This is a genomic window from Isoalcanivorax pacificus W11-5, from assembly GCF_000299335.2.
In the GTDB taxonomy this organism is placed as follows: Bacteria; Pseudomonadota; Gammaproteobacteria; order Pseudomonadales; family Alcanivoracaceae; genus Isoalcanivorax; species Isoalcanivorax pacificus.
In genome coordinates, this window is sequence record NZ_CP004387.1 from 953260 (window position 1) to 972204 (window position 18945).

General features: G+C 65.4%; 20 protein-coding genes. 9 read left to right on the top strand and 11 right to left on the bottom strand.

Annotated features, from left to right (window positions below):
- The first annotated feature begins 16 nt into the window (after positions 1 to 16).
- The 7 genes from mreC to S7S_RS04525 are packed head-to-tail and all read left to right on the top strand — an operon-like array spanning position 17 to position 8805.
- Positions 17 to 913, top strand: a complete 897-nt coding sequence (gene mreC, locus S7S_RS04495; RefSeq protein ID WP_008738317.1) for a rod shape-determining protein MreC — start codon at positions 17 to 19, stop codon at positions 911 to 913.
- The gene (gene mreD / locus S7S_RS04500; protein WP_008738315.1) at positions 913 to 1404 is read left to right on the top strand and encodes a rod shape-determining protein MreD; all 492 of its coding nucleotides are present in this window, start codon (positions 913 to 915) and stop codon (positions 1402 to 1404) included. The genes mreC and mreD overlap by 1 nt, the downstream gene beginning before the upstream one ends.
- A complete protein-coding gene (locus S7S_RS04505; RefSeq protein ID WP_008738313.1) occupies positions 1405 to 2001 on the top strand; it encodes a Maf family protein in 597 nt (198 codons plus the stop codon).
- Complete coding sequence (locus S7S_RS04510) at positions 1998 to 5957, top strand: YhdP family protein (RefSeq protein WP_052269205.1); 3960 nt, start codon at positions 1998 to 2000, stop codon at positions 5955 to 5957. The genes S7S_RS04505 and S7S_RS04510 overlap by 4 nt, the downstream gene beginning before the upstream one ends.
- A gap of 20 nt (positions 5958 to 5977) precedes the next feature.
- Positions 5978 to 6823 carry a carbon-nitrogen hydrolase family protein gene (locus tag S7S_RS04515; RefSeq protein ID WP_008738309.1) on the top strand — a complete coding sequence of 282 codons (846 nt, stop codon included), beginning with the start codon at positions 5978 to 5980 and terminating at the stop codon, positions 6821 to 6823.
- On the top strand, positions 6804 to 8324 hold the full coding sequence (gene tldD / locus S7S_RS04520) for a metalloprotease TldD (protein ID WP_008738307.1): 1521 nt from the start codon (positions 6804 to 6806) through the stop codon (positions 8322 to 8324). The genes S7S_RS04515 and tldD overlap by 20 nt, the downstream gene beginning before the upstream one ends.
- Before the next feature lie 19 nt (positions 8325 to 8343).
- A complete protein-coding gene (locus S7S_RS04525) occupies positions 8344 to 8805 on the top strand; it encodes a cyclic nucleotide-binding domain-containing protein (protein WP_008738304.1) in 462 nt (153 codons plus the stop codon).
- A gap of 79 nt (positions 8806 to 8884) precedes the next feature.
- On the opposite strand, the gene yjgA is transcribed toward S7S_RS04525, so the two are convergent.
- Entirely contained in the window at positions 8885 to 9424 is a 540-nt protein-coding gene (gene yjgA / locus S7S_RS04530) for a ribosome biogenesis factor YjgA (RefSeq protein ID WP_008738302.1), read from the bottom strand.
- Between the two features lie 62 nt (positions 9425 to 9486).
- On the opposite strand from yjgA, the gene pmbA reads away from it, so the two are divergent.
- Positions 9487 to 10842 carry a metalloprotease PmbA gene (pmbA, locus tag S7S_RS04535; RefSeq protein WP_008738301.1) on the top strand — a complete coding sequence of 452 codons (1356 nt, stop codon included), beginning with the start codon at positions 9487 to 9489 and terminating at the stop codon, positions 10840 to 10842.
- A 31-nt stretch (positions 10843 to 10873) separates the two neighbouring features.
- Positions 10874 to 11680, top strand: a complete 807-nt coding sequence (locus tag S7S_RS18755; RefSeq protein WP_008738300.1) for a BPSS1780 family membrane protein — start codon at positions 10874 to 10876, stop codon at positions 11678 to 11680.
- A 31-nt stretch (positions 11681 to 11711) separates the two neighbouring features.
- Here the strand turns inward: S7S_RS18755 and S7S_RS04545 are convergent, their stop codons facing one another.
- The 10 genes from S7S_RS04545 to S7S_RS04590 form a co-directional block, all read right to left on the bottom strand.
- Complete coding sequence (locus S7S_RS04545) at positions 11712 to 11990, bottom strand: HPr family phosphocarrier protein (RefSeq protein WP_008738299.1); 279 nt, start codon at positions 11988 to 11990, stop codon at positions 11712 to 11714.
- A 48-nt stretch (positions 11991 to 12038) separates the two neighbouring features.
- Positions 12039 to 12890: an RNase adapter RapZ gene (gene rapZ, locus S7S_RS04550; RefSeq protein ID WP_008738298.1), complete on the bottom strand. Its 852-nt coding sequence runs from the start codon at positions 12888 to 12890 to the stop codon at positions 12039 to 12041.
- Positions 12891 to 12949: 59 nt separating this feature from the next.
- Positions 12950 to 13423 carry a PTS IIA-like nitrogen regulatory protein PtsN gene (ptsN, locus tag S7S_RS04555; RefSeq protein WP_008738297.1) on the bottom strand — a complete coding sequence of 158 codons (474 nt, stop codon included), beginning with the start codon at positions 13421 to 13423 and terminating at the stop codon, positions 12950 to 12952.
- Positions 13424 to 13444: 21 nt separating this feature from the next.
- Positions 13445 to 13744 carry a ribosome hibernation-promoting factor, HPF/YfiA family gene (hpf, locus tag S7S_RS04560; protein WP_008738296.1) on the bottom strand — a complete coding sequence of 100 codons (300 nt, stop codon included), beginning with the start codon at positions 13742 to 13744 and terminating at the stop codon, positions 13445 to 13447.
- A gap of 97 nt (positions 13745 to 13841) precedes the next feature.
- Positions 13842 to 15290: an RNA polymerase factor sigma-54 gene (locus S7S_RS04565; protein ID WP_008738295.1), complete on the bottom strand. Its 1449-nt coding sequence runs from the start codon at positions 15288 to 15290 to the stop codon at positions 13842 to 13844.
- Positions 15291 to 15519: 229 nt separating this feature from the next.
- Complete coding sequence (gene lptB / locus S7S_RS04570; RefSeq protein WP_041025930.1) at positions 15520 to 16245, bottom strand: LPS export ABC transporter ATP-binding protein; 726 nt, start codon at positions 16243 to 16245, stop codon at positions 15520 to 15522.
- A complete protein-coding gene (gene lptA / locus S7S_RS04575; RefSeq protein WP_008738292.1) occupies positions 16242 to 16751 on the bottom strand; it encodes a lipopolysaccharide transport periplasmic protein LptA in 510 nt (169 codons plus the stop codon). Before lptA ends, lptB begins: the two co-directional genes overlap by 4 nt.
- The gene (gene lptC / locus S7S_RS04580) at positions 16732 to 17289 is read right to left on the bottom strand and encodes an LPS export ABC transporter periplasmic protein LptC (RefSeq protein WP_008738291.1); all 558 of its coding nucleotides are present in this window, start codon (positions 17287 to 17289) and stop codon (positions 16732 to 16734) included. The genes lptA and lptC overlap by 20 nt, the downstream gene beginning before the upstream one ends.
- Entirely contained in the window at positions 17286 to 17825 is a 540-nt protein-coding gene (locus S7S_RS04585; protein ID WP_008738290.1) for a KdsC family phosphatase, read from the bottom strand. The genes lptC and S7S_RS04585 overlap by 4 nt, the downstream gene beginning before the upstream one ends.
- On the bottom strand, positions 17825 to 18796 hold the full coding sequence (locus tag S7S_RS04590; protein ID WP_008738289.1) for a KpsF/GutQ family sugar-phosphate isomerase: 972 nt from the start codon (positions 18794 to 18796) through the stop codon (positions 17825 to 17827). Before S7S_RS04590 ends, S7S_RS04585 begins: the two co-directional genes overlap by 1 nt.
- Between the last annotated feature and the right edge of the window lie 149 nt (positions 18797 to 18945).

The following is an 18945-nucleotide window of genomic DNA, read 5'->3' on the forward strand; positions in this document are numbered from 1 at the left end:
TTCAGGAGGCCGGTCGTTGAATCTCTTTTCTGAAACACCCAATCCCGGCTACCGTCTGCTGGTGGCACTGGTCATCGGCATGGCACTGATGCTGCTGGATCAGCGCACCGACCGTGTGGATGCGGTGCGTCACAGCATTGGTTATCTCACCGCTCCCGTGCATTACCTTGCGCACATGCCCGGCGCAATCGGCAACTGGCTGTCCGGCCAGGCGCGTTCGCGCGGCGATCTAATGGACGACAACGAACGGCTCACCCGGCAACTGCTGATCCTGCAACAGCGCGTGCAGCGGCTTGCCGTGCTGGAAGCGGAAAACACGCGCCTGCGTGAATTGCTCAACTCGTCGGCGCAACTGGATTCCGGCGTGCTGGCGGCGGAAATCATCGGCATTGAACCGGACCCGTCGCGTCAGGAACTGGTCATCAATAAAGGCACGCACGATGGCGTCTATCGTGGCCAGGCTGTGCTGGACGCCAGCGGTCTGCTGGGCCAGGTGGTGGAAGTGGGGCCGTTCACTGCGCGCGTGCTGTTGATCACCGATGCCAGCCATGCGTTGTCGGTGCAGGTGAACCGCAATGGCGTGCGTGCCATCCTCGCCGGTTCCGGGCAGCCGGGCCGCGTGCGATTGTTGTTTGTGCCGGATACCGCAGATATCCAGGAAGGCGATCTGCTGGTGAGCACGGGGCTGGACCAGCGTTTTCCGCGCGGCTATCCGGTCGCGCAGGTGGAACGTGTGGAGCATGATCGCTCGGCGTCATTCGCCACGGTGGAGGCACGGCCGACAGCACGCATTGATCGCGCCAGCCATGTGCTGCTGGTGGAAGGCCCGCCGCGTGACGTGCCGGCGCCGACACAATCGTCGTCTGAGGATCCCACCATCATGGCCGAAGGCCAGTCCGGAGAGAGGCCGTGATGCGTGAACGCAAGGCGTCCGGCACCGGCGCCATCCTCGTCACCATTCTGCTGGCCGGCCTGCTGGCGATCCTGCCGTTGCCGGATGCCCTGGCGCTCGGGCGGCCGGAATGGCTCACCCTGGTGCTGGTCTACTGGGTCATTGCCCTGCCACAGCGGATCGGTGTGTTCTGGGGTTTCGGGGTTGGATTGTTTCAAGATGTGTTGACCGGCAGCGTGCTCGGGCAGCATGCCGTCGCCCTGGCGGTGGTCGCCTATATCGCGCTGGCGGTGCACAAGCGGCTGCGGGTGTTCCCGCCGCTTCAGCAGGCGGTGGTGGTGTTCCTGCTCATTGGCACCGGCAGCCTGCTGGCCTACATCGTGCAGAATGCGGTGGGGCGGGCGCTGTTGCCGCCAGTCTGGGTGCTGTTGCCGGCGCTGGTGTCGGCGCTGATCTGGCGCCCGGTGTTTGCCGTGCTGCGCTGGACCCGTCGCCGCTTTTTGGTGCGTTGAGTGCGCGCGCTGTATCTTGCCTCCGCCTCGCCACGACGTGCCGAACTGCTGGCGCAGATTGGCGTGCGGTTCTCTCGCCTGGTATTTCCCGGTATTAATGAGACTCCCCGTGCGGGCGAAGCACCGGCAGACTATGTGCAGCGCATGGCGCGCGAAAAGGCCATCGCCGGCCGTGCCGCGCTGGACGGCGTGCCGCAGGCTGCGGTGCTCGGCGCTGACACCTCGGTGGTGCTGGGCGAACGGATTCTCGGCAAGCCCGCCGACCGTGACGACGCCCGGCAGATGCTGCAGGCGCTCTCCGGCACCGTGCATGAAGTGCTCTCGGCGGTGTCGGTGCTGACGCCGGATGGCCAGCAGACGCGGCTGTCGACCACACGGGTCTGGTTTCGTGACCTCGACAGCGCGGAGATCGACACCTATCTGGCCACCGGCGAACCTTTTGACAAGGCCGGTGCCTATGGCATCCAGGGCTGTGGTGCGGTGCTGGTGGACGCATTGCACGGCAGCTACAGCGGCGTGGTCGGGCTTCCCCTGGCGGAAACCCGTGCACTGCTGCACTGGGCGAATGTTCCTTACTGGCAGCAGGACCCGGCGTGACCCGATCCCCTGCGCGCAACCGGCTGCGCAGACAATTTGAACGACTCCGCACGTACCTCTGGTGGCTGGTCACCCTGGTGCTGCTGTTGCTGGCTGTCTATGTGGTGCTGGCACGGCAGCTGATGACCATGGCACCGGATTTCCGCGAGCCGTTGCAGAATCTGGTGGCCGACCGCCTCGGCACCCCCGTGACCATCGGTGGCCTGCGTGGCTACCTCGATGGCGTTTCCCCCGTGTTTGTCCTGCAGGATGTGCAACTGCCCGCCGCCGATGCCGATGGGGCGCCGTTGACGCTGCGCCATGTGGAACTGGGCATCGACCTGTGGCGCACCCTGCTGGCGCGTGAGCTGCGCCTGCACCAGCTCTGGATTACCGGCCTGGACCTGCATCTGGTGCGTGACGAGGACGGCCGTATCCATCTGCGGGGCCTGGAAGCCTTTGGCGGTGACAACGACAACCCGGAAGGGGTGCGTGACCTGCTTGATCTGGTCTACCGGCAGCAGCGGCTGGTGCTGGATGATGTCCGCGCCCGCGTCGACTGGCCGGGGCTGCCGCCGCTGCGCTCTGAAGATGCGTCGCTGGCACTGGTAAAAGAAGGACGCAGCCGTCATCTGGCGCTGCGGTTCTCGGCCCGGGACCGTCCGTTCCGGCTTGATGCCCGGCTGACGCTGCGTGGAGAGGCCTACGCGCTGAATGAGGTGAGCGGCGACGGTTACCTGCGGGTCGAAGGCGCACAACTGGAATACTGGCTGCCCGAACGCTGGCCGTTGCCGATCAAACCGGAGGCGGCGGCCGGCCGGGTGGAATTCTGGGGCGCGCTGCACGAGGGCACGGTATCCGAGGCCAGCGCGGTGCTGGCCACGCGCGATGTCAGGCTGCGTCACAACGAGCACCCGCAGAGCTGGATTCTCGACCGGCTGAATGCGCGCTTTGCCGTGCGCCGCGTGGAAGACGGGTATCAACTGATGCTCGACGAAGTACGGGGCCAGACCGAACAGGTCGGGGAGTTGCGGGCCGGCCCGCTGGCACTGTGGTGGGACGGGCGCATCAGCCGCGATACCGCCTGGCGCCTGCGTGCGGAGAGTCTGAACGCCGCTGCGCTGCGTGAACAGTTGCTGGCCTGGCCGTTCCCGCTGCCCGCCAGCGTAGCGACCGTGCGCGAAAAACTGGTGGCGCTGGCACCGTCCGGACAGGTGCCGGCGCTGTATCTGGCCGGCAGTGGCGCCCGCATTACGGCCTTCAATGGCCGCTTCATGGCGCTTTCGGTGGCGGCCAATGACCGCCAGCCCGGTGCTCAGGGTGTCAGCGGCTGGATCGCGGGCACCCCCCGGCAAGGGGTGGCGAGCCTGCGCAGCCCCTCGCTGGTGCTGGATATGCCGGCCCTGTTCGAGCAGCCGCTGGCGGCATCGCTGGGTGGCCTGTTGCAGTGGCAACGCGATGAACAGGGCGGGTTGATCCTTCGCAGCGGCGTGCTGCGCGCCAACAACGCCGACGCCAGTGGCGAGGCGCTGCTGTCCCTGGCGCTGGCGCCGGAGCAGGTGCCGCAGCTCAGCCTGCGGGCGGAAATCCGGGATGGCAACGCCGCCCGCGCCGCGCGCTACATTCCCCGCGAACGCATGAGCGACGGCCTCAGTGCCTGGCTTGGCCAGGCGTTTATCGGTGGCACTCTGGAGCGGGGCCGCATTCTCTACGAAGGCCCGCTGCGGTATGACCGGACACGCCAGCAGGAGCGTACCCAGCAGATGGCGTTCACGGTGCGTGACCTGGGCCTGCATTTCCTGGACGGCTGGCCGGCGGTACAGGGCATTGAGGGCACGGTGCTGATCAACGGCCTGGAGATCAGTGGCCGGGACCTGCAGGCGCGCTATATGCAAAGCGACGTGCGGAATGCCAGCGTCGACGTGGTCGATATTCTGCCGCAAGCGCGGCCGCTGCTGGTGATCAGTGGTGAAGTGTCCGGCCCGGCCACGGACCTGCAGACCCTGCTCCGCGATACGCCGCTGAAAGAACAGGTGCCGCAGACGCTGAACGACTGGGATATCCGGGGCGGCGCCCTGGCTGGCCATCTGCTGCTGCACTTGCCGCTGAGCGCCGGCGACCCGCGTCGCGAGGTGCTGGTGGAAGCGCGTGCCAGCCAGGTGAACCTGCATTCCGGCGGCTGGCGGCTGGCGGCCACCAGCCTCACCGGCGCAGGCAGTTTCAGCCTGCGCGGTGGCCTGCAATTGCCGGCGCTGACCGGTGAGCTGTTTGGCTCGCCGGTGAAAGGCAGTGTGCGCACCGACGCCGAGGCGCTGCGTATCAGCGCCCAGGGTGCGGTGCCGATGCCGGTGCTGCGCAACTGGCTGGACAAACCCTGGCTGGCACCGCTGGACGGCACGCTGGGCTACCGTGCCGGGCTGTCGCTGCCGCGCGGTGGCGGCACGGTGCGGCTGCAGGTGGATTCTGATCTGGAGGGTGTCAGCGCGGCGCTGCCGTCGCCGCTGGGCAAGACGGCCGGCGAGCGCCGTGCCGCGCAACTGGTGCTGACCGTGCGTGACGGGGTCCAGCGCTACAACCTGCTGCTGGCAGACCTGCTGGCAGCACAACTGCAACTGGACCGGGGCGGCGCACTCAGCCGTGGTGCGCTGCGCTTTGGCGCGCGGGGTGTGGCATTGCCGGACACCGGCCTGCGCATCGATGGCTGGCTGCCGACCCTGGACCCGGTGCCCTGGGGGCTGATGATCGCTGCCGGTGAGGGGCCATTCGCCGGCGGTGATGGCGGCACCCCGTTGCCGCCTCTGAGCCTGGCGGTGGATACCAATGCCCTGCGGGTGCAGGGCCAGGACCTGGGGCACGGCAGCCTGTCGGTGCAACAACTGGAAACCGGCTGGCACCTGGCGCTGGGCAGTTCACCGCTGGCCGGCGAAGTGTTTCTGCCGCGTGATTACACGCTGCGTGGCGAGCAACCGCTGGTGGTCGATATCGAACGGCTGCGGTGGCCGTTCGGGGATGCCGTCCCGGCGGATGAGCGTGGGCTGGATGAATTGTCCCTGCAGCAGCTGGACCCGCTGCGCGTGCCGGTGGCGGATATCAGCCTGCGCAACGTGTCCATCCAGGGGCGCGACTACGGCCAGTGGCAGGGACAGGTGCGGCCCACCGACGGTGGGGCACGTATCCTGGCACTCAGTGGCCGCTGGCAGGACACGACATTCAGCGGGGAACTGGACTGGCAGCGCGAAGGCGCGGATGGCAACACCCGCAGCGGGCTCACGGGTGCCTACAACAGCCGCAACCTGGCTGCCCTGCTCGGCAATTTCGGGCTGGAATCCTTTATCGAAAGCCAGGAGGCCTCGGGCAGCGTGGATGTCACTTGGCATGGTTCGCCGCTGGATTTCGATTACCGTCGCCTGGGCGGTGCGCTGTCGGTGGACATCGCCAACGCATTGCTGCCGAGCACAGACCGGCGCACCTCGGCGCTGCGGCTGCTGGGCCTGATCAACATCGGCAACACCATCAACCGCCGTCTGCGGCTGGATTTTTCCGATGTGATCAGCGAAGGGCTGGTGGCGGATCGCATTCGTGGGCAATTCAGCTTTGATGGCCCGCGCATCAGCACGGATAACCTGCGCATCCGTTCACCGGCGGCGGAGTTCGCCATCGCCGGGACACTGGCGCTGGATGCCCAGACCATGGATTACGGCATTGAAGTGACGCTGCCGTTGTCGAGTAACCTGTATGCAGGTTGCCTGGCCGGCCCGGCGGCCTGCGCCGGTATCTTCGTGGTGGAGCGCCTGTGGGGCGACCGGCTGGAGAAGATGACATCGATGGGCTACCGCGTGACCGGTAGCTGGGACAACCCGAAAGTCGAGGAAGTGCAGGGCATGTTCGAACGCGCGGGCTCGCGGGTCGACAGCCTTGAGCGGGTCGACAGCCCTGAGCGGGTCGACAGCCTTGAGACATCACCGCAGAGCCCATAAATCTCTCCCGAGAGGTACACATGCGTCTTGCCGCGATCCAGTATTGCGCCGGAGCAGATGTGCAGGAGAACCTGCGCGAAGCGGGTACGCGCATTGCCGAGGCCGTCGAGGGCGGTGCCCGGCTGGTGGTCCTGCCGGAAAACTTTGCCTGCTATGGCGGCGATTACCGCGCGCTGGCCGGGCACGGCATTGATACCGTGACCGGCTGGCTCGCCACGCAGGCCCGCGAACAGGGTATCTGGCTGCTCGGCGGCAGCCTGCCGCTGGCGGTACGGCCCGACGGGGAGCCGGTGCCGGCACCCCGTGTCCGCGCCGCCTCGCTGCTGGTCGGCCCGGACGGTACCCTGCGTGCCCGGTATGACAAACTGCACCTGTTCGACGCACTGGTGCCTGATGCCCAGGGCAGCTACTGCGAATCACGCCAGTTCGAGCCGGGCGACCGGCTGGTGACGGTGCCGGTGGAACAGTTCACGCTGGGCATGGCGGTCTGTTACGACCTGCGCTTCCCATCCCTGGCGCGGGCACTGGCGGACCGCGGCAGTAACCTGCTGGTGTATCCGAGCGCCTTTACCGCCGTGACCGGCGCTGCGCACTGGGAACTGCTGCTGCGCGCCCGGGCGGTGGAAACCGGCTGCTATGTGCTTGGCGTGAACCAGTGCGGCCAGCACAGCGAACGCCGTGCCAGCTACGGCCACAGCATGCTGGTGGACCCCTGGGGGCGCGTGCAGGCCACGCTTGGCGACGGCCCCGGCGTGCTGCTCGGCGATGTGCTGCACAACGAGATTGACGATGTACGACACCGGCTTCCGGTGCACACTCACCAGAGATTGCTGACAGGTCTGCCTGATGACATCCGTGATAACTGATCCTGCTTCCCTGGCCACCCGCGACAGCGCGGCGGCCCTGCATGTGACACCCACCCCGTCTGCGGCGGATGCGCTGAAAGTGGCCGAACAGGTACTGCTGGCCCCCGCGCAACTGACCGACACCGCGCTGAACCGCCTGCTCAGTGCCACGCTGGCCCCCGGGGTGGATTACGCCGACCTGTATTTCCAGCACAGCCGCCACGAAGGCTGGGTGCTGGAAGACGGCGTGGTACGCGACGCCAGCTATAACCTTGAGCGCGGCACCGGCGTACGCGTCATCAGTGGTGACCGCACCGGCTTTGCCTACAGTGACGAGATCGCGCTGCCGGCGCTGGACCGGGCCACAGGGGCTGCGCGCGCCATCGCCCGCAGCGGCGGCCAGGGCACGGCACCGGCGTTGAAAGCGGTGACGGCACCGTCGCTGTATGGCGCCTTTGACCCGCTGGCCACCTGGCCGGCACAGCGTAAAGTGGCTTTCCTGGAACGGCTCGACAAGCTGGCGCGCAGCCTCGACCCGGCGGTGACCGAAGTCACGGTGTCGCTGAACGCGGTGCATGAGGTGATGCTGGTGGCCGCGACCGATGGCACGCTGGCAGCGGATGTGCGGCCACTGGTGCGGCTGGGCATTTCCGTGCAGGCGGAGCGCAATGGCCGGCGCGAGCGCGGCTCGTCCGGCGGTGGCGGCCGGGTTGATTACGACTGGCTCGAAGCCGGCGGCCGGGCCGAAGGCTGGGTGCGCGATGCAGTGCGCCAGGCGCTGGTGAACCTGGAGGCGCAGCCGGCGCCGGCCGGCACCATGCCGGTGGTGCTCGGCCCCGGCTGGCCGGGCGTGTTGTTGCATGAGGCTGTCGGTCACGGCCTGGAAGGAGACTTCAACCGCAAGGGCACCTCGATGTTTGCGCGCCGCATGGGCGAGCAGGTGGCCTCGAACCTGTGCACCGTGGTTGACGATGGCACCCTGCTGGGGCGCCGGGGCTCTCTCAATGTCGACGACGAAGGCACGCCGACCTCCTGCACGACGCTGATTGAAAACGGTCGTCTGGTCGGGCACATGCAGGACAAGCTCAACGCGCGCCTGACCGGGCAGCGCCTGACCGGCAACGGCCGTCGCGAATCCTATGCACACTTGCCGATGCCGCGCATGACCAACACCTACATGCTGCCGGGCAAGGATGATCCGGCTGACATCGTGGCGTCACTGGAACGCGGTATCTATGCCGTCAACTTTGGTGGCGGCCAGGTCGATATCACCTCCGGGCGTTTCGTGTTTTCCACCAGCGAAGCCTATCTGGTCGAGAAAGGCCGTATCGTTGCGCCGGTGCGCGGTGCCACGCTGATCGGCAGTGGTGCGGAAGTGATGCAGGCGATTTCCATGGTCGGCAACGATCTTGCACTGGATACCGGCATCGGTGTGTGCGGCAAGGAAGGCCAGTCCGTACCGGTGGGTGTTGGCCAGCCGACCTTGCGCATTGAAGCGCTCACGGTGGGCGGCACGGCGTAAATCCTGTTCTGAGGTAACCATGTCGAAGGTGGGTGAAGTCCTTGCGCGCATGCGTCTGTTCGATGGCATGAGCGAAGAAGATCTGCAGCAGGTGGAAAAGCTCGTATTCGTCAACCGCTTCAACGGCGGTGATGTGGTCTGCCGCGAAGGTGATCACAGCGATTTCATGTGCTTTGTGGTGCGTGGCAAGCTGGAAATCAGCAAGCGCGGTGCGGAAGGCAAGGATGTGGTGATCGCGCATCTGCGCGCGGGTGATTCACTCGGCGAAATGGCGCTGGTGGATCATGAACCGCGCTCCGCATCGGTGCAGGCCACGGAAGACAGCACCGTGATTGTGCTGACCCGCAAGGGCTTCGAGCACCTGCGCAAGCGGTCGCCAGGGGCGGCCAATGTGGTGCTGGAAAATATCGCGCGTTTGTTGAGCAGCAATTTGCGGCGCACGTCGGCGCAACTGGCGCAGTATATGTTGCCGTTGGGGTGATGTGCCGCCAGGCCTGCAGGGCCTGGACCGGGTGAGTGGCGCCGCTGGCGCTACCCACCAGTTGTCATGAAGCGCGCCGTCAATAGAGCGGTGCGTTACGCTCAAGCTCATTGAGATAGTTGTAGAACTTGCGTCGCTCGCGTTTGAATTTTTCTTTCGCCGCATTATCCGGTTCGACGCCTTCCGGAGCGCGGCTGGCCAGGTAGTTGCGCAGCAGGTTGCGCAGGTGCTGGCGATCGGCGGCGGCGTAGGTGGTCATGATTTCGTCGAGGACCGGTTGCGCGGCACGGGTGTCGGCGCAGGCATCCAGCCGTTCCATCCAGTCCAGCAGGCGCTTGTGGCGCAGTGGATCGGTGAGCGCGGCGAGGGCCTGCTGGATGGCGTCGCCGTCGGCGGTGCGCATCAGCTTGCCGACGTATTGCGCGTGCCGGCGCCGGGCCTCGTGGGAAGTGATGCGGCGGCTTTCGTCGATGGCGCGCAGCAGGGGTTCGTTCAGGGGGAGCCGGGCCAGTTCGGCCGGTTTCAGGTTCATCAACTGCTCGCCGACCTGCTGTAACGCGTCGACCTCGCGCTTGAGCTCGGATTTGCTGGGCAGTAGGTCGTCGCTATACTCGTCCATAACTTTCATTTTCTGCTGCGGTCGCTGGCCGCCAAGTTTACTTGCCCATGCCCATGAACGAAATGTCCATCTCCGCGACCACCCTTGCCCAGCCTGACGAAAGTGAGCTTGATACCCTGCGAGAGCGTGCCCGGCGGGTACTGGCCGAGGCCGAGCGCCAGGGAGCCACCGCCGCCGAGGTCGGCATCAGCGCCGGTCAGGGGCTGTCGGTGACGGTGCGCCTGGGCGAGATCGAAACGCTGGAATTCCACCGCGACCGCGCCGTCTCGGTCACCCTGTTCGTTGGCCAGCGCAAGGGCTCGGCCAGCAGCAGCGATGATTCCGAGGACAGCATCCGCGAAACTGTGGCAGCGGCACTGGCCATTGCCGGGCAGACCGGTGAGGACCCGCACAGTGGCCTGGCGGAGCCGGAACTGCTGGCCCAGGACATCCCGGACCTGGATTTGTGCCATGTATGGCCACTGACCCCCGCCGACGCCATTGAGCAAGCGCAGCAATGCGAGGCTGCCGGGCGCACCGACGAACGCATCGTCAATTCCGAGGGCGCCTCGGTGTCCAGTTCGGTCAGCGTGCGGGTCTACGCCAACAGCAACGGCTTTCTCGGTGCCTACGCCGGTTCCCACCACAGCCGCTCCTGTGTGCTGGTGGCCGAGCAGGACGACGCCATGCAGCGTGATTACTGGTACGACAGCCAGCGTGATCCGGCGGCGCTGATGGCGCCGGCGGAAGTAGGCCAGCGTGCCGCATCACGCACCCTCGCGCGGCTGGGTGCCGCGCGCCCTGCTACCGGGGAATATCCGGTGCTGTTCGCTCCGGAAGTGGCGCGCGGGCTGATCGGGCATTTCACCTCGGCGATCAGCGGCGGCGCCCTGTACCGGAAAGCGTCGTTCCTGCGTGACCGGCTTAACAGCCAGGTGTTCCCGGAATGGGTCACTATCGCCGAGCAACCACGGCTGCGCGGCGGTGCCGCCTCTGCGCCGTTTGACAGTGACGGCATCGCTACCCGCGATCAGGCGTTTGTCGAACAGGGCATGCTGGTGCGCTATGCGCTGGGCCTGTACGCCGCCCGCCGCCTGGGGCTTGCACCCACCGGCAACGGTGGCGGCGTGCGCAACCTGCGCATCACGCACGGTGACGAAGACCAGGCCGCATTGTGCCGCCGTATGGGCAACGGCATTCTGGTCACCGAGGTCATGGGGCAGGGAGTGAATCTGGTGACGGGGGATTATTCACGCGGCGCGTCCGGTTTCCGCGTTGAAAACGGCGAGATCTCCGAGCCGCTGGAAGAGTTCACCATCGCCGGTCATCTCGGTGACATGTTCGCCTCCCTGGTGGCCTCTGGCAGCGACGTGGACCAGCGCGGCCACATCCACTGCGGCAGCCTGCTGCTGGCACCGCTGAAAATTGCAGGAAGATAAAAGCAGCTTCATCAAAAAAACGGAGTTTTTTATGACCAACCCATATCAACAACCTTCAGCCGATCTGATGCCGGAAGGCACCGCCGGGGATCGACTGTTGCAGATCAATGCGCCGCGCAGCCGTGATATCGGGGCCGGCTGGCGCTGGTTCTCGGACGCCTGGCGGGTGTTCAAGAGTGCCTGGGGTACGATTTTGCTGGCGCTGCTGGTGGCCTGGTTGTTGTCGATGGCGGCGCAGTTTGTCCCGCTGCTGGGCATGTTCCTCGGCTTTCTGATTGCGCCGTTCCTGTCTGCCGGGCTGCTGGTGCTGTTGTACAAGGCAGATGAACAGCGTGGCCCCACGGTGGGGGATATCTTCACTCCGTTCAGTACGCATTTTGTACCGCTGCTGCTGGTGGGGCTGATTTACCTCGGGCTGTTCATCGGTGTGCTGATCATTGGCGGGGTTATCGGCTATCTGATGTTCGGCGATGCGCTTGCCGGCATGGCCGACAGTGTTGCCGGCATGGAGCAGGGTGTCATGCCGCCGGACATGGCGTGGATGAACATCGCATTGCTGGGTCTGATTGTGATGGCGCTGATGATCCCGGTCATGGCGGCTTTCTGGTTTGCGCCGGCGCTGGTGGTAATGGGCGACTACGGCCCGGGCCAGGCGCTCAAGGCCAGCCTGGTCGGCTGCCTGCGCAACATTCTGCCGATGCTCTGGTACAGCGTGATCATGGTGGTGTTGCTGGTGCTGGCGATGATTCCGGTGGGGCTGGGGTTGATCGTGCTGCTGCCGGTGCTGGTGGTGACCTATTACAGTTCGTTCCGCGATATCTACACCGACACGCTCTGAAAGAAAAACGGGAGGGAGCCACTCCCTCCCGTTATTGCTCCTCGTCGAAACGCCGCGCGAACAGGTCGCGCAATTCGTCCATTGCTTCGGCGGCATGCTCGCCCTGCACGATCACTTCCACGGTACTGCCGCAGCTGGCCGCCAGGGTCAGCAGGCCCATCATGTTTTTCGCATCCACTTCCCGATTGTTGAACCGTATGCGGATGCTGGCGTTGTAGCGTGACGCCACGCTGACCACCTTGGCCGACGCACGGGCGTGCAGGCCAAGGCGGTTGATGATATGCAGTTCGGCATGCAGGGCGTCGGGCACCTGGGGCTCCTTGAATAATGGATGAGCGGGACGGGCAACGGTTGCCGGTCACTCCAGTTGCAGGTGCCGTACCTGGGCCGGCCAGCCGGCCTTGCGCAGACGTTCGGCCAGATGTTCCACCAGGTACACGGACCGGTGGCGGCCACCGGTGCAGCCGATGGCCACGGTCATGTAGCTGCGGTCGTTGGCTTCATAACGCGGCAGCCAGCGCAGCAGCCAGTGTTCCAGGTCGTCCAGCAGTTGCGCACTGTCGGGCTGGGCGTCGAGGAAATCGATAATGGGAGGCTGGCGGCCGTCGAACGGCCGCAGCGCCGGGTCCCAGTGCGGGTTGGGCAGCATGCGCGCGTCGAACACCAGGTCGGCATCCGGCGGCACGCCGTTCTTGAAACCGAACGATTCCAGCAGCAGTGACAGCCGGCCTTCACGTTGCGCCACGCGCATGCGGATCAGGTTGCGCAGGCTGTGCGGGTCCAGGTGGCTGGTGTCCACCAGCAGGTCGGCGGCGCCCTGGATGCTGGCCAGCAATTCGCCTTCGTGTCCGATGGCTTCCGAGAGAGACATGTTCTGGTCGCTCAGCGGGTGCCGGCGGCGGGTGGCGCTGAAACGGTTGAGCAGGGTGTCGTGGTCGGCGTCGAGGTAGATGACTTCGCACGCCACGCCCTGTGCTTTCACCTGCGCCAGCAGTTCGGCGAAGCAGGGGAGCTGGCTGCGCAGGTTGCGTGCGTCAATGCCGACGGCGACGCGCTGGATATCGTGGTTTTCTTCGCGCAATTGCGTGGCCAGCGTCGGCAACAGGCCCAGCGGCAGGTTGTCGACACAGTAGAAGCCCAGGTCTTCCAGTGCCTGCAACGCGGTGGTCTTGCCCGATCCGGAGCGGCCGCTGAGGATCAGCAGTTTCATGCAGCAGTCTCCCGTGAACGCCGCACTGCGGCGGCTGACGACATACGGCAGTCAGGGTATCAGGAAGCGAGTTGCAGTTCTGCCTCGGAATCGACGGCGGTGCGATAAAGATGGCTGGCGGAATTGGCGCCACGCAGGCCGTCGCGGAAGCTTTGTTCGTTAAAGAGGGCGGCGAGGTGGCTGAGCGTCTTGAGGTGTTGTTCGGGGTTGTCTTCGGGGACCAGCAGCACGAACACCAGGTCCACCGGGCGGCCATCGACGGCATCGAAATCGATCGCTTCGTCGAGGCTGATCAGCATGCCGACCGGCTGCTGGCAGGAAGCCAGACGGCAATGGGGAATGGCGATGCCTTCCCCAATGCCGGTACTGCCAAGGCGCTCACGGGCAATCAGGGCTTCGAAGACCTGTTGCTCCCCCAGTTCCGGGTTGCCCTGTGCGGCAAGCTGGGCAACCTGATCCAGCAGGCGCTTTTTGCTGGCGCCATGCAGGTGATAGTGGGTTCTTTCCGGAGTGAGCAGTTCCCGTACGCGCATGATGGTGCCTGATCGAGTCGGTTAGTGGCCGTGGTTACGGTTGACCGACTTCTCCTTGTGTTTGAGGATCTGTCGGTCGAGTTTGTCAGTCAGCATGTCAATCGCGGCATACATGTCTTCCGCCTCGGCGGTGGCGAACACCTCGCCGCCTGCGATGCGGATGGTCGACTCCGCCTTGTGCGTCTTCGGCTCCGGCGACAGGATCACCTGGATACTGGTGATGTGGTCGAAGTGGCGCTCAAGGCGGTTGAATTTCTCGTTCACGTATTCACGCAGGGCGTCGGTGATATCCAGGTGATGGCCGCTGATATTGATCTGCATGGGCTGACTCCTGTACAAGCTGTGTGATCCGCCGTCCTGCGGGGCCGGAGTGTAGCCTGTTCCTGAGGCGCTTGGTACCGCTGACGCTCCTGAGGCGCTACACCAGCCGCTTGCGCTCGCTGGACGCCGGAATTCTCATCGCCTCCCGGTACTTGGCGACTGTGCGTCGTGCCACCTGAATCCCCTGTTCGTTGAGCAGGCTGGCAAGCCGGCTGTCGCTCAGCGGCTTGCGTGGACTCTCGGCGGCAATCAGCTTCTTAATGATGGCACGAATGGCGGTACTTGAACATTCGCCGCCGCCGTCCGTTCCCACATGGCTGGAAAAGAAGAATTTCAGTTCAAACATGCCCCGTGGCGTGAACATGTATTTCTGGCTGGTGACGCGGGAAATGGTCGATTCGTGCATCTCCACGGCGCTGGCGATGTCGGCCAGCACCAGCGGTTTCATGGCCTCTTCACCGTATTCGAAGAAGCCCTGCTGCACCTCGACGATGCGCGAGGCCACCTTGAGCAGTGTCTCGTTGCGACTTTGCAGGCTTTTCAGGAACCAGCGCGCTTCCTGTAACTGGGCGCGCAGGTAGCTGTTGTCCTCTTCGCGCTGGCTCTTGCCGGCCAGGCTGGCGTAGTGGCTGTTCAGGCGCACTTTGGGCAGGGCCTCGCCATTCAGTTCCACCAGCCAGCGGCGGCCGCGCCGGCGCACGATCACGTCCGGCACGATGTAGTCGCGTTCACCGCTGCTGATGCTGTCGCCGGGATGTGGATTGAGGCTGCGCAACAGACGGATCACCTCGATCATCTCGTCTTCGTTGACAGCCAGGTGCCGGCGCAGGGTGGCGAACTCGCGGCTTTCCAGCAGTGGCAGGTGACGGGTCAGGGTCAGCGCCTGCTCGCGCCAGAGGGTGTCTTCGGGCAACTGGCGCAACTGGATGGCCAGGCACTCGGCCAGGTCGCGGGCGGCCACGCCGGGTGGATCGAACTGCTGTACCCGGTGCAGCACGGCGATCACTTCGTCTTCTTCGGGGAAGCTGTCGTCGGGGGCGTCGTCGCCGAGCATCTGGCGGGTGGCCTCGGCGATGTCCTCCAGCGTGCTGGTCAGGTAACCACGGTCGTCCAGGGATTCGATGATGGCGTAGGCGATGGCGCGGTCGGCGTCGCTGATGACGGCCAGGTTGAGTTGCCAGAGCAGGTGTTCATCGAGGGAGGTGGTGCCGGCGGTGCGCTCTTCCCAGGCGTCCATGTCGTCGTCGCTGGCGCCCGCACCGGAGGATTCGGTGTACGGGTCTTCCCAGTCGGTGTCGACTTCACTGTCGAGCTGGGCCAGGGTCTCCGGGTCTTCGCCCGTGACTTCGGCCAGCTCCGTGTCGTCGCTGGTGTCCTGGTCGTAGGGGTCGTTCTCTTCCAGTTCCAGCAGCGGGTTGGTGTCCACCGCTTCCTGGATCTCCTGGCGCAGGTCAAGCGTCGACAACTGCAACAGGCGAATCGCCTGCTGTAGTTGTGGCGTCATGGTCAGGTGCTGACCTATCTGTATCTGCAGACCCGGTTTCATGCGGATTTGCACTGCCCCCGAAGTGGTACGAAACGAGGGGCAGCATAGCAACTAGCAATTTCCGTGCCCATTCTTGAAAAAAACAAGGGGAAGGGGTAGGGCGTTGATTTTGCACCGAAGTGGTGCATTGGCGGGTGGTGCGGAAGGTGTGCGGGGGCTGCCGGCTCAAAAACAAAAGCTCGTAGCCCGCCGCTCGCAGCTCCCTGGCTGCACGCCCGGCGGGCGTGCTTCAAAGCCTGAAATCGGCGCCGAGGTAAACGTCGCGCACCTTCTGGTTGGCCAGGATGGTGTCGGCATCGCCGGCGGCGATGATGTGGCCTTCGCTGACGATGTAGGCGGTGTCGCAGATATCCAGTGTCTCGCGCACGTTGTGGTCGGTGATCAGGACGCCGATGCCACGGTCGCGCAGGTGGCGGATGATGCCCTTGATGTCGTTCACGGAGATCGGATCAACACCGGCGAAGGGTTCATCCAGCAGGATGAAGTGCGGATCGGTGGCCAGGCCACGGGCGATCTCGGCGCGGCGGCGTTCGCCACCGGAGAGGCTCATGCCCAGGCTGTCGCGCAGGTGGGTGATGTGGAATTCCTGCAACAGCTCTTCCATGCGCTGTTCGCGCGCACGCTTGTCCAGGTCCTTGCGGGTTTCCAGGATGGCCATGATGTTGTCGGCCACGGACAGGCGGCGGAAGATGCTGGCTTCCTGCGGCAGGTAGCCGATGCCGCGCCGGGCGCGGCCGTGCATCGGCAGGGCGGTGATATTGTCGCTGTTGATGGTGATGTAGCCGGCGTCCGGCGGCACCAGGCCAACGATCATATAAAAGCAGGTGGTCTTGCCGGCCCCGTTCGGGCCGAGCAGGCCGACCACCTGGCCGGCTTCCACCTGTAACGAGACGTCTTCGATGACACGGCGTCCCTTGTAGCTTTTTGCCAGGTTGTGGGCACTGAGCAGATTCACTGCGTTCCCTCTTCCGTGGGTGTGTTGTCGCCGCTGCTGCCCTGGGTATCACCGGCCGGGATCACCAGGCGCACGCGCTGGTCACCGCCGCCGCTGGCTTCCACGTTGCGGGTGCCCAGGTCGTAGAGCACGCTGGCGCCCTCGAAGGTGCGGCCTTCGTGACGGATGTAGGCATCTTCGGTCAGGGTGATCGTCTGGGCGGCCACATCATAAATGAGGGTGCGACCGCGTGCGTCCAGGGCGTCACCCTCGCGCAGGCGCACCGGCGTACCGGTGGCTTCGACCCGCTGTAGCGCGCCGTCTTTCAGGCGCAGTTCGATGCGCTCGGCATTGACCCGGCGATTGCCCTGCACCAGTTCGGCGTTGCCCTCATAGATGCCGATGCCGTCCTGCTGGCGGAATTCGGCGCGGTCGGCAGTCACTGTGACTTCGCCCTGCGGCGGCGCTGCGGAGGCGGCCAGGGGCAGTAACAAGGCCAGCAGCAGGTCAGGACGCAGGCATCTCATAACGGCTTTCCACTCGTTCTCTCAGTTTCAGGACACCCGTGGCCAGGTTGGCCTCCATGGCGCCCGCGCGGGTACTGCCCGACGGATGGGTGATCTGCACCGCGCCCGGCGCGCTGATCTGCTCCTGGCCAGGGCGATAGACCAGTTCGCCGGTCTCCAGCAGCATCGGTTGCGCGCCGTGGTGGCGGGCGCTGACGCTGCCGAGCAGGCGAATGTGGCGTCCCTGTTCGGTGACCTGGCCTTCCTCGGACAGCACTTCCCAGGCCAGTGCCGGATCGTGCAGCGCCAGGCGCGGGCGTTTGAGCAGGGTTTCGCCCAGGCCGTCCATCTCCTTCAGTTCCTCGGCGTGCAGGTCGTACTCCAGCAGGCCTTCGGGGGTGAAGCTCTGGGCGCTGATCTGCTCGGCGATCACCAGTGGCGTGTCCACTTGCGAGCCGAGCAGTTCCGGTACGCGGTCTTCCCACTCGTGCAGTGTCATCAGGACGATCAGCCCCAGCAGGATCAGGCCGGTGGCGCTGAGCAGGCCCTGACGTCTCATGCGCCCGGCTCGCTGCGCGGCAGGGCGGAGACGATGAAATCACACATTTCGCGTACGGCGCCTTCGCCGCCACGGCGCCGGGTGATCATATCGGCCACCTGCTGCGCACATTGATGGGCGTTGGGCACGGAGAAGGCCACGGCGGCCCATTCCAGTGCCGGCACGTCCGGTTCATCGTCGCCGGCGTAGCCCACCTGGCTGGCGTCCAGGCCCAGCTGGTCGGCCAGCGCGCGCAGTGCCACGCCCTTGTCTTCACGGCCCTGGATAACGTGTTCGATGCCCAGGTCGCTGGCGCGGCGGGCCACCATCAGCGAGCTGCGGCCGGTGATGATGGCAAGCTGCACGCCGGCGCGGGCCAGCTGCTTGAGGCCGTGGCCGTCGAGCGTGTTGAAAATCTTCACGCGCTCGCCTTCCGGGCCATAGTGCAACTCGCCGCTGGTCATGATGCCGTCCACATCGAACGCCATCAGTTTCAGGCGCCGTGCTTTCGCCCGCAGGGCGGCCGGGCCGATGCCCACGTTATCGTCGCTGTGCATCAGACGACTCCCGCGCGCAGCAGATCATGCATGTTCAGTGCACCCACCGGGCGCCCGTCCTCGTCGACCACGATCAGGCCGTTGATCTTTTTCTGTTCCATCACTTTCAATGCCTCGGCGGCCAGGTGGCCGGTGTGGATTACCACCGGGCCGGCGGTCATCACGGCGCTGATGGGGCTCTCGCGCAGATCAACCTGCGGCTGGTCGAGCACCCGGCGCAGGTCACCGTCGGTGAAAATGCCGGCCAGACGGCCGTCGGTGTCGGTGATGGCGGTCATGCCCAGGCCTTTCTGGCTGACTTCCAGCAGCGCATCGCGCAGCGGGGTGTCGTGGCTCACGCAGGGCAGGCGCTCGCCAGCGTGCATCACGTCATCGACGGTCAGCAGCAGGCGCCGCCCGAGACTGCCGCCCGGATGTGACAGGGCAAAGTCCTCGGCGGAAAAACCGCGCGCTTCCAGCAGCGCGATAGCCAGGGCATCGCCCATGGCGAGCGCGGCGGTAGTGCTGGAAGTGGGGGCCAGGTTGTGCGGGCAGGCTTCCTCGCGCACGGTCACCGGGATATGCACTTCGGCCTGCCGTGCAAGGGTGGACTCCGGCCGGCCGGTGATGCTGATCAGCGGGATGCCACGGCGCTTGAGCACCGGCAGGATCGCCAGCACTTCATTGGTTTCGCCGGAATTGGACAGCGCCAGCACCACATCGTCGGGGGTGATCATGCCCAGATCGCCGTGGGAGGCTTCGGCCGGATGGACAAAGAAAGACGGTGTGCCGGTACTGGCCAGCGTGGCAGCGATCTTGTCGCCAATGTGTCCGGATTTGCCCATGCCGGTGACGATCACCCGGCCGCTGCAGTGCAGCATCAACTCGCAGGCGCGGTCGATATGGGCATCAATGGAGTCGATCAGCTCAGCCACAGCGTCGGCTTCGAGGCGCAACACACGGCGAGCGGTATCCTGAAAGCGTTTGCTCATGTTGTCTCCTGCGGAAGGGCGCGCATTATACATGCCTGCGCCCATGCGCAACGCTGCCATCGGGTCAGATTGTGCCCACTGCGCGCAAACCGGCCTAGGGGCGCCCGGCGTACAAGTGTTACAAAATGAGGCGCCCGCAGGAGGCGCCC

Coding starts and splice junctions, on each gene's coding strand:
- mreD (WP_008738315.1), top strand. CDS start 913: ATGCGTGAACGCAAGGCGTCCGGCACCGGCGCCATCCTCGTCACCATT.
- tldD (WP_008738307.1), top strand. CDS start 6,804: ATGACATCCGTGATAACTGATCCTGCTTCCCTGGCCACCCGCGACAGC.
- pmbA (WP_008738301.1), top strand. CDS start 9,487: ATGTCCATCTCCGCGACCACCCTTGCCCAGCCTGACGAAAGTGAGCTT.
- S7S_RS04585 (WP_008738290.1), bottom strand. CDS start 17,825: ATGCACAGCGACGATAACGTGGGCATCGGCCCGGCCGCCCTGCGGGCG.
- yjgA (WP_008738302.1), bottom strand. CDS start 9,424: ATGGACGAGTATAGCGACGACCTACTGCCCAGCAAATCCGAGCTCAAG.
- S7S_RS04590 (WP_008738289.1), bottom strand. CDS start 18,796: ATGAGCAAACGCTTTCAGGATACCGCTCGCCGTGTGTTGCGCCTCGAA.
- rapZ (WP_008738298.1), bottom strand. CDS start 12,890: ATGAAACTGCTGATCCTCAGCGGCCGCTCCGGATCGGGCAAGACCACC.
- lptC (WP_008738291.1), bottom strand. CDS start 17,289: ATGAGACGTCAGGGCCTGCTCAGCGCCACCGGCCTGATCCTGCTGGGG.
- S7S_RS04515 (WP_008738309.1), top strand. CDS start 5,978: ATGCGTCTTGCCGCGATCCAGTATTGCGCCGGAGCAGATGTGCAGGAG.
- S7S_RS04565 (WP_008738295.1), bottom strand. CDS start 15,290: ATGAAACCGGGTCTGCAGATACAGATAGGTCAGCACCTGACCATGACG.
- S7S_RS18755 (WP_008738300.1), top strand. CDS start 10,874: ATGACCAACCCATATCAACAACCTTCAGCCGATCTGATGCCGGAAGGC.
- S7S_RS04525 (WP_008738304.1), top strand. CDS start 8,344: ATGTCGAAGGTGGGTGAAGTCCTTGCGCGCATGCGTCTGTTCGATGGC.
- hpf (WP_008738296.1), bottom strand. CDS start 13,744: ATGCAGATCAATATCAGCGGCCATCACCTGGATATCACCGACGCCCTG.
- ptsN (WP_008738297.1), bottom strand. CDS start 13,423: ATGCGCGTACGGGAACTGCTCACTCCGGAAAGAACCCACTATCACCTG.
- lptA (WP_008738292.1), bottom strand. CDS start 16,751: ATGAGATGCCTGCGTCCTGACCTGCTGCTGGCCTTGTTACTGCCCCTG.